The organism is Brenneria izadpanahii, assembly GCF_017569925.1.
GTDB classification, from domain to species: Bacteria; Pseudomonadota; Gammaproteobacteria; order Enterobacterales; family Enterobacteriaceae; genus Brenneria; species Brenneria izadpanahii.
The window spans coordinates 2152702-2166771 of sequence record NZ_CP050854.1; the positions used below are offsets into that span (position 1 = coordinate 2152702).

11 protein-coding genes are annotated in these 14070 nt (G+C 51.7%); 6 read left to right on the forward strand and 5 right to left on the reverse strand.

What is annotated here, in order from left to right:
• Positions 1–8: 8 nt before the first annotated feature.
• Positions 9–794, reverse strand: coding sequence for a zinc ABC transporter permease subunit ZnuB (gene znuB, locus HC231_RS09615; RefSeq protein WP_208230777.1), 786 nt, complete (start codon positions 792–794; stop codon positions 9–11).
• Complete coding sequence (gene znuC, locus HC231_RS09620; protein WP_208230778.1) at positions 791–1549, reverse strand: zinc ABC transporter ATP-binding protein ZnuC; 759 nt, start codon at positions 1547–1549, stop codon at positions 791–793. The genes znuB and znuC overlap by 4 nt, the downstream gene beginning before the upstream one ends.
• 75 nt (positions 1550–1624) lie before the next feature.
• Here znuC and znuA point away from each other — a divergent pair, with 75 nt between their 5' ends.
• From znuA to lpxM, 3 genes are all read left to right on the forward strand, one after another.
• Positions 1625–2671, forward strand: a complete 1047-nt coding sequence (znuA, locus tag HC231_RS09625) for a zinc ABC transporter substrate-binding protein ZnuA (protein ID WP_208230779.1) — start codon at positions 1625–1627, stop codon at positions 2669–2671.
• A 12-nt stretch (positions 2672–2683) separates the two neighbouring features.
• Positions 2684–4006: a murein DD-endopeptidase MepM gene (gene mepM, locus HC231_RS09630; RefSeq protein ID WP_208230780.1), complete on the forward strand. Its 1323-nt coding sequence runs from the start codon at positions 2684–2686 to the stop codon at positions 4004–4006.
• A 234-nt stretch (positions 4007–4240) separates the two neighbouring features.
• On the forward strand, positions 4241–5212 hold the full coding sequence (gene lpxM / locus HC231_RS09635) for a lauroyl-Kdo(2)-lipid IV(A) myristoyltransferase (RefSeq protein WP_208231284.1): 972 nt from the start codon (positions 4241–4243) through the stop codon (positions 5210–5212).
• Positions 5213–5360: 148 nt separating this feature from the next.
• Here lpxM and pyk read toward each other — a convergent pair whose 3' ends face one another.
• Together pyk and HC231_RS09645 are read right to left on the reverse strand one after the other, a co-directional pair.
• Positions 5361–6803, reverse strand: a complete 1443-nt coding sequence (gene pyk / locus HC231_RS09640) for a pyruvate kinase (protein WP_208230781.1) — start codon at positions 6801–6803, stop codon at positions 5361–5363.
• 190 nt (positions 6804–6993) lie between these two features.
• Positions 6994–7863, reverse strand: coding sequence for a MurR/RpiR family transcriptional regulator (locus HC231_RS09645; protein WP_208230782.1), 870 nt, complete (start codon positions 7861–7863; stop codon positions 6994–6996).
• A gap of 366 nt (positions 7864–8229) precedes the next feature.
• On the opposite strand from HC231_RS09645, the gene zwf reads away from it, so the two are divergent.
• Positions 8230–9705, forward strand: coding sequence for a glucose-6-phosphate dehydrogenase (zwf, locus tag HC231_RS09650; protein ID WP_208230783.1), 1476 nt, complete (start codon positions 8230–8232; stop codon positions 9703–9705).
• Positions 9706–9864: 159 nt separating this feature from the next.
• Positions 9865–10506 (forward strand): bifunctional 4-hydroxy-2-oxoglutarate aldolase/2-dehydro-3-deoxy-phosphogluconate aldolase, encoded by a 642-nt coding sequence (locus HC231_RS09655; RefSeq protein ID WP_208230784.1) that lies wholly within the window; start codon positions 9865–9867, stop codon positions 10504–10506.
• 78 nt (positions 10507–10584) lie between these two features.
• On the opposite strand, the gene purT is transcribed toward HC231_RS09655, so the two are convergent.
• Positions 10585–11763 (reverse strand): formate-dependent phosphoribosylglycinamide formyltransferase, encoded by a 1179-nt coding sequence (purT, locus tag HC231_RS09660; protein WP_208231285.1) that lies wholly within the window; start codon positions 11761–11763, stop codon positions 10585–10587.
• Positions 11764–11966: 203 nt separating this feature from the next.
• Here purT and HC231_RS09665 point away from each other — a divergent pair, with 203 nt between their 5' ends.
• Positions 11967–14003 (forward strand): S9 family peptidase, encoded by a 2037-nt coding sequence (locus HC231_RS09665; protein ID WP_208230785.1) that lies wholly within the window; start codon positions 11967–11969, stop codon positions 14001–14003.
• Positions 14004–14070: the final 67 nt, after the last annotated feature.

A 14070-nucleotide genomic window follows, 5' to 3' on the forward strand; every position in this document is an offset into this window, starting at 1 on the left:
AGCCTGCTTTAAGCAGGCTGTTTCTTGATTAAACTGGCGATAAACAGCAGCGACGCACAAAGCACGACGGAAGGGCCGGCCGGCGTGTTGTAACCGGCGGAAAACGCCAGACCGCCGGTAATGGCTATCATGCCAACGCCTATCGCGATGCCGGCCATCTGTTCCGGCGTGCGGGCAAAACGGCGGGCGCTGGCTGCGGGAATAATCAATAATGAGGTGATGATTAGCGCCCCGACGAACTTCATGGAAATACCGATCGTCAGCGCGGTCACCAGCATCAGGATCAGCTTGGTACGCTCCAGGTTAACGCCGTCGACATGCGCCAGTTCGGGACTGATTGTCATGGATAATAACGCTCGCCACCGCCAGCCGAGCACCGCAACCACCACCGCAACGCCACCGCTGATAATCCATAGGTCGTCAGTGGTAACGGAAAGCAGATCGCCGAACAAATAAGCCATCAGATCCACACGCACGTTATTCATCAAACTTACAACGACCAGTCCGAGCGACAGGGCGCTGTGCGCCATAATCCCCAATAAGGTATCAACCGACAGATAGGGGCGCCGCTCCAGCCAGACTAGCCCAAGCGCCAGCGCCAGCGTAACGGTAATGACGGCGTAGAAAAGGTTGATATCCAGCAACAGGCCGAAAGCCACGCCCAGCAAAGACGCATGCGCCAGCGTATCGCCGAAATAAGACATGCGTCGCCAGACGACAAACGAGCCCAGCGGGCCTGCGGCGATGGCTAAAAAAATCCCCGCCAGCCAGCCGGGAAACAGAAGCTCAATCATGCGTCGTTTCCACCTTGTCTTTTTAAAATGACACGTCCATTTAAATCGTGACGATGATTATGATGATGCCGGTAAACCGCTAACTGCTCGGCGCCGCGATGGCCGAACATGGCTAAAAATTCGGGATGCAGGGACACCACTTCAGGAGTGCCGGAGCAGCAGACATGCTGATTGAGGCACAACACTTCATCGGTTTTCGCCATCACCAGGTGAAGATCGTGGGAAACCATCAATACGCCGCAATTAAACTCCTGACGAAGCTGGTTGATGAGATCATAAAGCGCAAGTTGTCCGTTGACGTCCACGCCCTGCGTCGGCTCATCCAATACCAGCAACTGTGGATGATTTAATAATGCCCTGGCCAGAAGAACGCGCTGATTCTCTCCGCCGGACAGCTTCTGCATCGGCTGCTGTAGCAGATGCGCAGCCTGAACGCGTTTCAGCGCGGGGAGAATATCCTGTTGTTTAACGCCGGGACGCAAGCGCATAAAACGGCTGACGGTTAATGGCAGCGTGGCGTCCAGGTGCAGCTTCTGCGGGACATAGCCGATACGCAGCCCCGGTATTTTTTGCAGCGAGCCGGAGGTGGGCGACAACAGGCCCAGAACCACGCGCACCAGCGTTGACTTGCCCGCGCCATTAGGGCCGAGCAGCGTAAGAATACGTCCCGCCTGTAAAGACAGCGAGATATCTGACAGCACTTTCTTACTGCCGAACGACACTGAAATATTATTGAGTGATACCAATGTGGACATAGAATTCGATTTGCAGAGATTCTGTAATGTTATAATATAACAAACTACACGTTAAAATCGATGGGATAACATGCGATGCAAAAGCATATTCAACAAAATAAATGGTTAAAAAGTGTGTTTGTTGCCAGCGCACTGATGGCTTCCGGTGCGTCGATTAACGCCGCCTCCGCCGAAGTAGTAACGTCTATCCGTCCGCTGGGTTTTATCGCTTCAGCGATAACGGAAGGGATTACGCCGACGGAAGTTCTATTACCCAACGGGGCTTCGCCCCATGATTATGCCTTGCGTCCGTCTGATGTCCAGCGTTTACAGTCAGCCGAACTGATCATTTGGGTCGGGCCGGAAATGGAAGCCTTTTTAACGAAACCATTGTCGCAGATTGCACCGGCAAAACAAATCACGTTAGCGGAATTACCGGCAATAAAAGCGGAATTGATAAAAGAAGCTGAACATCATCACGATCATGACGATAACGATCATGATGAGCATCATAATGATTCCCACGATAACGAACATCATCATGACGGCGAACATTCGGATGAGCACAGCCATGCAGCGGTTTCAGAACCAGAAGAAGAGGGCGATGGACACCATCACGGCGAGTACAATATGCACATTTGGCTGTCTCCTGAGATGTCAAAACAGGCTGCAATTGCTATTCATGCAAAATTATTGGAACTTATGCCTCAAAATAAAGACAAACTAGACGCGAATCTGCTTTATTTTACAGATAAAATCGCGCAGACAGACAAAAAAATTGCTAACATGCTAGCGCCTGTGCGGAATAAGGGTTATTTCGTCTTTCATGATGCCTACGGTTACTTTGAGCAGCGCTATGGTTTAAGTCCGTTAGGCTACTTTACGATTAACCCGGCGATTCAACCCGGAGCACAGCGCTTACACCAGATTCGAACACAGTTGGTTGAGCATAAAGCCGTATGCGTTTTTGCTGAGCCACAATTCAGGCCAGCCGTTATTAACGCTGTCGCCAAAGGAACTGACGTGCGCTTGGGCGTGCTGGATCCGTTGGGAAGCGATATCGCACTGGGTCAGGACAGTTATGTGAACTTCTTATCACAACTGTCGAGTCAGTATCTGAGCTGCCTGGAGGAAAAATCATGAGGATACGAATAAGTGCAGCAGATAGTCCGAACTATCGCTCTGGCGTATAACAACCTGCCAAGACCCCACCGCGTGATGCTGGGGTCCCTTACCGTTATGACATTGGCCGTTGCAGTTTGGCGGCCTTTTGTTTATCCCCCCGTTAGCGATGCTCCCGTGATAGTGAAAGACGTTGCTCTGGAAGCCAACCAGTTGCGCGCGCTTACGCCGGAGGCCAGCGAACCTATCGATCAACCCACGCCTGATGATGAAATTCCGCAGGATGAATTGGACGATAAAACCGACGAAGATGGAGCGGTGCATGAATACGTCGTTTCAACCGGCGATACGCTGGGTAGCATTCTTACCCAGTATGGCATTGATATGGCGGATGTCACCCAGCTTGCCGAAGGAAACCCGGCGCTGCGCAATCTTAAGATCGGCCAGCAGATATCTTGGGTACTCGGGGATAACGGTGAGTTGCAGAGTTTGACCTGGCAAATGTCGCGTCGTGAAACCCGGTTTTATGAGCGCGTAGGCGCCGAATTTAAAGAGCGAATTGAAACTCTGAAAGGGGAATGGCGTAATAGCGTACTAACCGGCCGTCTGAACGGGAGTTTCGTCAACAGCGCCAGAAACGCCGGTTTAACCCAGGGGGAAATCGGCGCGGTGGTTAAGGCGTTGCAATGGCAACTGGATTTCCGCAAGCTGCGCAAGGATGATACTTTCGCCGTGCTGTTATCCCGCGAAATCCTGGATGGCCGTAGCGAGCAGAGTGAACTGCTGGGGGTTCGTCTGAATAGCGGCGGTAAAGATTATTATGCCATCCGCGCCGATGACGGCAAATTCTACGACAAAGAAGGTTCCGGCCTAACCCGTGGATTCATGCGTTTCCCTACCATTAAACAGTTCCGTATTTCCTCGAATTTTAACCCGCGCCGTATTAATCCCGTTACCGGGCGTGTCGCGCCGCATAAAGGCGTCGATTTTGCCATGCCGGTCGGTTCTCCTGTGTTGGCCGTCGGCGATGGGGAAGTGCTTATCGCCAAGCGCAGCGGTGCGGCGGGCAACTATGTCGCGATACGGCATGGTAGACAGTACACCACGCGATATATGCACCTGAATCGTATCTTGGTGAAGCCTGGTCAAAAAGTTAAGCGCGGCGATCGCATCGGTTTGTCCGGAAACACCGGGCGCTCGACCGGTCCGCACCTGCACTATGAGTTCTGGATAAACCAGCAGGCGGTTAATCCATTAACGGCTCAGTTGCCTCGCTCCGAAGGTTTGAGCGGCAAAGAACGCCGCGATTATCTGGCGCAGGTGAAAGAAGTTGTACCCCAGCTTCAATTTGATTAGTTTCTGATGGAAAATAATTAGCCGGCAGCTTGCTGCCGGCGTTTTCATTTATATCCCTTGCGATTTTTCAGGTCGCTGGCTTGTTGGCTTCATTACTTATCCTTTGGGGTGCCGTCCGCCTGCATCTTGGAAAACACCGGGAGCGTTTTTAACCTTAGTTTCCGGAGGCGGGCTGGGGAGTCCGCCGTAAATTTATTGGGTTATAGGTTTTTCGGTTTATTTGAAGAGTTGATGATGGAAAAAGAGAAAAAAACGAGCGCTGAGTTTGTCCCTCAGTTCCAACGTGCCTTTTATCACCCTCGATACTGGGGAACCTGGCTGGGCATCGGGGTAATAGCCGTTGTTGCATATATTCCGGCTCGTTTAAGAAATCCGCTGCTGGGGGGATTAGGACGTCTGGTTGGCCGATTTGCCAAGGGAGCCCGCCGCCGCGCGCGCATTAACTTACTGTACTGCCTGCCTGAGCTAACCGAGGAGCAGCGTGAAACCATCATCGATAATATGTTCGCTACGGCTCCGCAAGCGATGATTATGATGGTGGACGTGGGCATTCGCGATCCTAAAAAAGTAGAGAAACATGTTCGCTGGCATGGCGACGAGATCCTGCACCAATTAAAGGAGCGGGGGCGGAATATCATCTTCCTGGTGCCGCATGGCTGGGCTGTTGATATTCCCGCCATGTTGATAAGTTCGCGTGGGCAAAATATAGCCGCCATGTTCCATAACCAGAAAAACGAATTAGTGGATTATTGGTGGAATAGGCTACGCCGCCGTTTCGGCGGACGGATTCATGCGCGTAATGACGGCATAAAGCCGTTTATCAGTTCCATTCGGCAGGGATACTGGGGATATTATCTTCCCGATCAGGATCATGGCGCGGAACACAGTGAATTCGTCGATTTTTTCGCTACCTATAAGGCGACGTTGCCGGCTATCGGCCGTTTGATGAAAGTTTGCCGCGCGGATGTTGTTCCGTTGTTCCCGGTATACGATGCGAAAACCTGCTGTCTTGATGTTTTCATCCGTCCGCCGATGGATGATCTGGCCGACGCCGATGATAAGCGCATTGCGCGCCGCATGAATGAGGAAGTCGAAATTCTGGTCAGACCGAACCCGGAGCAATACACCTGGATCCTTAAGCTGTTGAAAACCCGCAAGCCGGGAGAGATCGAACCCTATTGCCGGGACGATCTATACCGCGATTAATTATGCCGCTTGCGTTGGTCAGCATGGGGGTGGCAAAGAAGGCTTGTCACGATAAAAAAGCCGGGCGGTTTATTCATCGCCCGGCTTTTTAACTATATCGAATCAATAGCGGAGCAATGCACGACATCATGCTCTGCTGTTTTATCGGCTACTCCACCCGAAGGATACGCGTGGTATTGGTGGTGCCTACCGTACCCATTACATCGCCCTGGGTCACAATCACCAGATCCCCGGACGCCAGGAATCCCTTATCACGCAGCCGGATTACGGCATCATTAGCCGCGGCGACGCCATCGGTATAGCTGTCAAAATGCACGGGAGTCACGCCGCGATAAAGCGCGGTCAGATTCAGCGTGTGCTCATGGCGCGACATGGCAAAAATCGGCAGTCCGGAACTGATGCGGGACATCATCAGCGCGGTGCGTCCTGATTCCGTCATGGCGATCAGCGCGGTTACCCCTTTCAGGTGGTTGGCGGCGTACATTGCAGACATCGCAATGGACTCCTCAATGTTATCGAACTGCACATCAAGACGGTGTTTGGATACATTGATGCTGGGGATTTTTTCTGCGCCAAGACACACCTTCGCCATTGCGGCCACCGTTTCGGCCGGGTACTGTCCGGCGGCGGTTTCGGCTGAGAGCATAACGGCGTCGGTACCATCCAACACCGCGTTGGCCACGTCCATCACCTCTGCGCGTGTCGGCATCGGGTTCGTGATCATGGACTCCATCATTTGTGTTGCCGTAATTACCGCACGGTTGAGCTTACGGGCGCGGCGGATCAGCTTTTTCTGGATGCCAACCAGTTCGGGATCGCCGATTTCAACCCCTAAATCACCGCGGGCGACCATAACAACGTCGGAAGCCAGAATAATGTCGTCCATGGCCTCATCGGAGGAAACCGCCTCGGCACGTTCCACTTTGGACACGATTTTGGCGTGGCAGCCGGCGTCGCGCGCAAGACGGCGCGCGTAATTCAGATCCTCGCCGGTGCGGGGAAAAGAGACCGCCAGATAATCCACGCCGATCTTTGCGGCGGTAATAATGTCTTCTTTATCTTTTTCGGTTAGCGCTTCGGCGGAAAGACCGCCGCCGAGCTTGTTGATCCCTTTGTTGTTAGACAGAGGACCACCCACGGTAACTTCGGTGTAAACCTTCATCCCTTCAACCTGCAGGACTTTCAACTGCACTCGGCCGTCGTCCAGCAGCAGAATGTCGCCTGGGACGACGTCGGCTGGAAGACCTTTGTAATCAATACCAACTTTTTCTTTATCGCCTTCGCCTTTGGACAGATTGGCGTCCAACAGGAATTTATCGCCGATATTGAGAAAAATTTTACCTTCCTTGAAGGTGGAAACTCGAATTTTCGGACCCTGTAAATCACCAAGAATAGCAACGTGGCGGCCTAATTTAGCGGCAATTTCACGAACTTTATTGGCTCGTAACTGATGATCTTCTGCTGTGCCATGAGAAAAATTCAGGCGTACTACGTTAGCGCCTGCAGCAATAATCTTTTCCAGATTATTGTCGCGGTCCGTAGCTGGCCCCAAGGTAGTGACGATTTTGGTTCTTCTGAGCCGTCTGGACATGTATAACTCCGTTGACTTGTGAAGCAGTAGTGTTTCGATTAATGTCAGGTAGCGGTGAAAAATGTAACTTTACAACGAAACTATTTCATCCGGGTTACCCGAATTCCGTATGAACCTGGTGTCGTGTTAGCAGCCGTTATGTCAAGTAATGATGCCAGTTTAAAAATAAACTCCATTGAGCATTAACAAACTAATTGAAGGTTTTGGTAAATTGTTCCTCTTTATCAAAACGCGATTCCCGTAATGCTTCTTTGACTCGCTTCAAGTTATCTCTGAATTTTGCTCCACGCCGCAATGTGAAGCCTGTCGCCAGCACGTCAATCAACGTAAGCTGCGCGATACGGGATACCATCGGCATATAAATGTCCGTATCTTCGGGTACATCAACCCGCAGCATCAATGTGGATTCACGAGCAAGCGGCGTGCCGTCGGAAGTGATTGCGATCACTGTCGCATCATTCTTACGCGCCAGGCGAGCCATTTCAACCAGGCTTTTCGTTCTTCCGGTGTGCGAAATGAGCACGACAACGTCCCCTTCGCTCGAATTCATGCAGCTCATGCGCTGCATGACTATGTCGTCAAAGTAAACCACCGGGATATTGAAGCGAAAGAATTTGTTCATGGCGTCATGGGCTACGGCCGCCGATGCGCCAAAGCCAAAGAAAGAGATTTTTTTCGCCTGGGTGAGCAAATCCACCGCCCGGTTAATGGCGCTAATATCAAGACAGGATTTTACGTGTTCCAGTCCCGCCATCGTAGATTCAAAGATTTTGCTAGTATATGAATCAACGCTATCATCTTCTTCAACGTTGCGATTCACATAAGGCGTGCCATTCGCCAGGCTTTGCGCCAGATGCAGTTTGAAATCAGGAAAACCTTTGGTTTCAAGACGGCGGCAGAAGCGATTAACGGTAGGCTCGCTGACCTCGGACATTTTCGCCAGAGTCGCAATGCTTGAGTGAATGGCCGTTTGCGGTGCGCTCAGGATGACTTCGGCGACTTTTCTTTCCGATTTGCTCAGTAGTTCCAGGTAACTCTGAATTTTTTCCAGCATGTTCATATGCGAAGGGCCATGTAAGTTTTTCCGATTTCAGCCAAAGGAGCAACCGATGCGAATTTCGTGAAAATATACTACGACCTTGTAACTGTTGGCAGCGGGCAAAAAGTGAAGTTACTCACTTTTTTTGTCAGAACATGACATGTGTCTAACTTTCAGAAAAGTAATCCGTTGTCGGAAACGGTGAAAAATTTCTTTTTCAGGCGTATGCACCATACCCTTTAGTCATTGTAACAATTCAATTTTTTCGTATTTTTCTGGAAAGTATGGAGAAAATTTTGGCTTTGGGGACGGGTTTACTGGCTAGCGTCAAAAAGAGTACATTACTGCTGTAATAAAATTACAGTATCCCGTAACGAGGAGATGAACATGGCGGTAACTTCAACAGCCCAGGCATGCGACCTGGTTATTTTCGGCGCGAAGGGCGATTTGGCGCGCCGTAAATTGCTGCCTTCACTGTATCAGTTGGAAAAAGCAGGTCATATCCATCCGGAAACCCGGATTATCGGCGTCGGTCGAGCCGATTGGGATAAAGCAGAATACACCCGCGTCATTCGTGATGCGCTGGATACCTTTATGAAAGAGCCGATTGACGAGGCGTTGTGGGAGACGCTAAGCAACCGGCTGGATTTCTGCAATCTTGATGTTGAAGATACGCAAGGTTTTGACCGGTTGGGCAAAATGCTCGACCAAAAAAACCGTACCACCATTAACTACTTCGCCATGCCGCCCAGCACTTTTGGGGCGATTTGCCGCGGTCTGGGCACCGCGGGGCTGAATAAAGAACCGTCTCGCGTGGTGATGGAAAAACCATTGGGAACGGATTTAGCCTCTTCGTGCGTTATCAATGATCAGGTCGCCGAGTATTTTAAAGAGTGTCAGGTTTATCGTATTGACCACTATTTAGGCAAAGAGACGGTGCTGAACCTGTTGGCGCTGCGTTTCGCCAACTCGCTGTTTTCCGCTAACTGGGATAACAGAACCATCGATCACGTACAGATCACGGTGGCTGAAGAAGTGGGAATCGAAGGGCGCTGGGGCTATTTTGATAAAGCGGGCCAGATGCGCGATATGATTCAAAACCATCTGTTGCAGATTCTGACCATGATTGCCATGTCGCCGCCTTCCGATCTGACAACCGATCGTATTCGTGATGAAAAGGTGAAAGTGTTGCGATCGCTGCGCCGCATCGATCGCAACAACGTGCATGAAACCACGGTGCGCGGACAGTACACCTCCGGTTTCGTCCAGGGCAATAAGGTGCCGGGTTATCTGGAGGAAGAGGGCGCCAATAAGACCAGCGATACGGAAACCTTCGTCGCCATTCGGGTTGATATTGATGACTGGCGCTGGTCCGGCGTGCCGTTTTATCTGCGCACCGGTAAACGCCTGCCGACGAAATGCTCCGAAGTCGTTGTCTATTTTAAAAACCCCGCGTTGAATCTGTTCCGTGATTCTTATCAGCAGCTACCGCAGAACAAGCTGATCATTCGCCTGCAGCCGGATGAAGGGATTGAAATTCAGATCTTGAATAAAATCCCAGGGCTGGAGCATAAGCACCGTTTGCAAACGGTTAAGCTGGATTTGAGTTTCTCCGAGACGTTTAACCAACAGCACCTGGCCGATGCCTATGAACGTTTGCTGTTGGAAACCATGCGCGGAATTCAGGCGTTGTTCGTGCGTCGGGACGAGGTTGAAGAAGCCTGGAAGTGGGTTGATTCAATTATGGACGCATGGTCAATGGATAACGATGCGCCGAAGCCTTATCAGGCGGGAAGCTGGGGGCCGGTGGCCTCTGTTGCGATGATCACCCGCGACGGACGTTCCTGGAATGAATTTGAGTAGCATTTGAGTTGTTGACGAAAGTCATAACTCATCCGGTAAGTACAGTTTTAATGTATGGCTAACGGTGCGGTCGGACGTCTGCAATTTATGCAGACCCCTGTGGCAGGGGCGCGCTATATCATTAATGATGCCCACGGGCATGACAGGAGATAACTTTTGATGAAAAACTGGAAAACGAGCGCGGAACAAATTTTGACTGCGGGCCCGGTCGTTCCTGTTATTGTGGTTAACAAGCTGGAGCACGCGGTGCCGATGGCAAAAGCCCTGGTCGCAGGAGGCGTTCGCGTTCTGGAACTGACGCTGCGTACCGACTGCGCCATAGACGCCATCCGCGCCATTGCTAAAGAAGTTCCTGAAGCGATTGTCGGCGCCGGTACGGTAACCAATCCCCAGCAATTGGCCGACGTGACTGAAGCCGGCGCGCAATTCGCCATCAGCCCAGGGCTGACCGAATCTTTGCTGAAAGCGGCAACCGCAGGCAGCATTCCGTTAATTCCGGGGATCAGCTCCGTATCTGAACTGATGCTGGGCATGGATTATGGCTTGCGTGAGTTCAAGTTCTTCCCGGCGGAAGCCAATGGCGGCGTGAAAGCGTTGCAGGCGATTGCCGGACCGTTTGCGCAGATCCGTTTCTGTCCGACCGGGGGAATTTCGCCGAAGAATTACCGTGATTACCTGGCGCTGAAAAGCGTACTGTGTGTCGGCGGTTCCTGGCTGGTGCCGAATGATGCGCTGGAAAGCGGCGACTACGCGCGTATCACCGAATTGGCGCGTGAGGCCGTTGCCGGGGCGAAAGCGTAATCATTAATCTATAAATCTATACCGTTTTATTCTCAGGCCACCCATGATTTATGGGTGGCTTTTTACTATCAGCGCAAGTTAACCGCTGACCTTAACGGCTGATGCGCTGTTTTTTGCTAATATGACGGCCTCATCGGTGGTTGATGCGCTTGCCAGCGCGACGCCCATACGGCGTTTACCGTTAATTTCCGGTTTACCGAACAGACGGATCTGCGTATAGGGATGCAGCGCGCTTTCCAGTCCTTGATAGCGTACATTCCGGCTTTCCAACTCCGGCAGAATCACGGCCGAAGCGGCTGCGCCGTACTGGCGAATGGCGCCGATTGGCAATCCCAGAAAAGCGCGAACATGGAGTGCGAATTCCGACAGATCCTGAGAAATCATCGTTACCATGCCGGTATCATGCGGGCGCGGCGAAACTTCGCTGAAAATGACATCGTCGCCGCAGACAAACAGCTCAACGCCGAATAATCCGTAACCGCCCAGCGCCTTGACCACATCGCCGGCTATTTTTTGCGCCCGTTCTTGCGCCAGCGCGCTCATTCGCTGTGGTTGCCAGGATTCGCGATAGTCGCCGTCCTCCTGGCGGTGGCCGATCGGTTCGCAAAAGTGAATGCCATCCACCGCATGGATCGTCAGCAGGGTAATTTCAAAATCGAAATTGACCAGCCCTTCGACAATAACGCGACCGCCGCCGGCACGACCTCCCTGCTGGGCGTATTGCCAGGCTTGGTCTAATTGCCGAGGTTCACGGATCAGGCTTTGTCCTTTACCCGATGAACTCATCACCGGTTTAACGATGCAGGGATAACCGATTTCCGCTACGGCCTGCCGAAAGCGCGTTTCGCTGTCGGCAAAACGGTAACTTGAGGTAGGAACGCCCAGCGTTTCGGCGGCCAGGCGGCGAATGCCTTCCCGATTCATAGTCAGAAGCGTAGCCTGCGCGCAGGGCACGACGTGATGTCCTTGTTGTTCAAGCTTTACCAACATATCGGTAGCGAGCGCTTCGATTTCCGGCACGATATAATCGGGGCGTTCGGCTTCAACCAATGCTTTTAACGCTTCGCCGTCCAACATGTTAATGACGTGGCTTCGATGAGCAACCTGCATGGCCGGCGCGTCGGCATAGCGATCGACCGCGATAACCTCAAGGCCTAAGCGCTGGCATTCGATCGCCACTTCTTTGCCCAACTCGCCGGAGCCCAGCAACATCACGCGAGTGGCATCAGTACGCAGGGCAGTTCCAATCGTTAACATCATGTGATACCTGATCTGGTTGTGAAAAATGGGCGCAGTATAAACGAAAACGTTTGCGTTCGCATCTGAGGCGACGTCAGGGGGCGGATGCGGAGCGACGGGGATTCTCCTCGCTTGGCATCGCCGGGTAATCGTGCCACTCTTGATCTCAGCACGGTTTTATTCCTGATCCAAGGGCTTTATTCCAGAACAGAAGGAGCACCATGACAGCACCGAAAGCAGCAAAAAGACCCTATCCGTTGACTATCCACAATGATACCCGTATCGATAATTACTATTGGCTGCGCGACGACGAGCGGGCCGATCCTGAGGTATTGGATTATTTGCAGCAGGAGAATAGCTACAGCAGTGCGATAATGGCCTCCTACGACGGCCTGAAACAGTCGCTGTATGAAGAAATGGTCGCCCGGATACCCTCGGAGGATATGTCGGTTCCCTACGTTAGAAACGGTTACCGCTATCAGAGTCGCTATGAGCCGGGTAAGGAATATCCTATCTACCGACGCCAGCCCGAAAATGTAACGGATGAATGGGAGACATTGCTGGATGGAAACCAGCGGGCGGAAAATCATGAGTTTTATAGTCTGGGCGTGTTGGAAGTCAGTCCTGATAATCAGGTGTTGGTGATATCGGAAGATTTCCTGTCCCGGCGGCAATACGACATTCGGTTTCGCGATCTTAGCCGCGGCGAGTGGCTGCCGGACGTCATCGAGAAGGTGTCTTCCGGGGCTGAATGGTCGGCGGATTCCAGCACGCTCTATTATGTCCGCAAACATCCGCAAACCTTGTTGCCGTATCAGGTTTATCGCCACCGGTTGGGAAGCGATCCGGCGTGCGATGAACTGGTCTATGAAGAGCAAGATGACACCTATTACGTCAGTCTGAGCAAGACAACGTCGGAACGCTACATCACCATTTACCTCAGTAGTACCACCAGCACGGAAGTTTTGCTGATCGATGCGGCGGCTAATGATGCGGCGCCGCAGGTGTTTATCGACCGGCGTAAGGATCATGAATATTGGGTAGACCATTATCGGGGCGTCTTTTATCTGCGTTCCAACCGGGAGGGGAAAAACTTCGGTCTGTACCGCACCAATGATATTGGGGAAGAGAGACTGGAAACGCTGATCGCGCCGCGGGAACATCGCGTTCTTGAAAGCTTTGAGCTGTTTCGTGACTGGCTGGTGGTGGAAGAAAGAGAGAAGGGGTTAACCTGCCTGCGGCAAATTCACTGGCAAACCCAGGAAGAGAAAAATATTACGTTCAATGACGCCAGCTATGTCACCTGGCTATCCTATAATCCGACGCCGGAAACCGCTTTGTTGCGTTATGGCTATGCCTCCATGACTACGCCAAGTTCACTTTATGAACTGAACATGGATACCGGTCAGCAGCAATTGCTCAAACAGGCTGAAGTAAAGCACTTCACTACGGATAATTATTGTAGTGAACGTTTGTGGATTACCGCTCGGGACGGCGTTGACGTTCCGGTTTCGTTGGTGTACCACCGCGAACATTTCAAGCCGGGCCAAAATCCCATCTTGGTATATGGCTATGGCGCGTATGGCAGCAGTATGGAGCCGGATTTTAGCGTTAGCCGATTAAGCCTGTTGGATAGAGGTTTTGTCTTCGCGCTGACCCATATTCGCGGCGGCGGAGAGCTGGGACAACAGTGGTATGACGACGGACGCTTGTTGAACAAGATGCATACATTTACCGATTTCATTGATGTTTCACAGGCGCTGGCGGAAAAAGGCTATGGCGATCGGCAAAAAATGTTTGCCATGGGCGGCAGTGCCGGCGGGCTATTGATGGGGGCGGTAGCGAATTTCGCGCCTGATTTGTTTAAAGGCGTTATCGCCCAGGTTCCGTTTGTCGATGTTCTGACCACGATGCTGGATGAATCTATTCCCTTAACCACCGGTGAATATGATGAGTGGGGCGATCCTAACGATCTCACCTACTATAACTATATCAAGCAATATAGCCCGTACGATGGAGTAACGGCCCAGGATTATCCGCATATGCTGGTTACCACCGGATTACATGATTCGCAGGTTCAGTATTGGGAACCGGCAAAGTGGGTAGCGAAACTGCGTGAGATGAAAACAGATCAACATCTTTTGCTGTTGTATACCGATATGGATGCCGGGCATGGCGGGAAGTCAGGGCGTTTTAAACATTACGAGGATATTGCGCTGGAGTATGCGTTCTTACTGATGGTGCTTGAAACTGACTGAACCGATGAGAGTAAACCCGCTGATAGCGGGTTTACCGATCAGCATTGTTGACTTTACTTAATAGTAT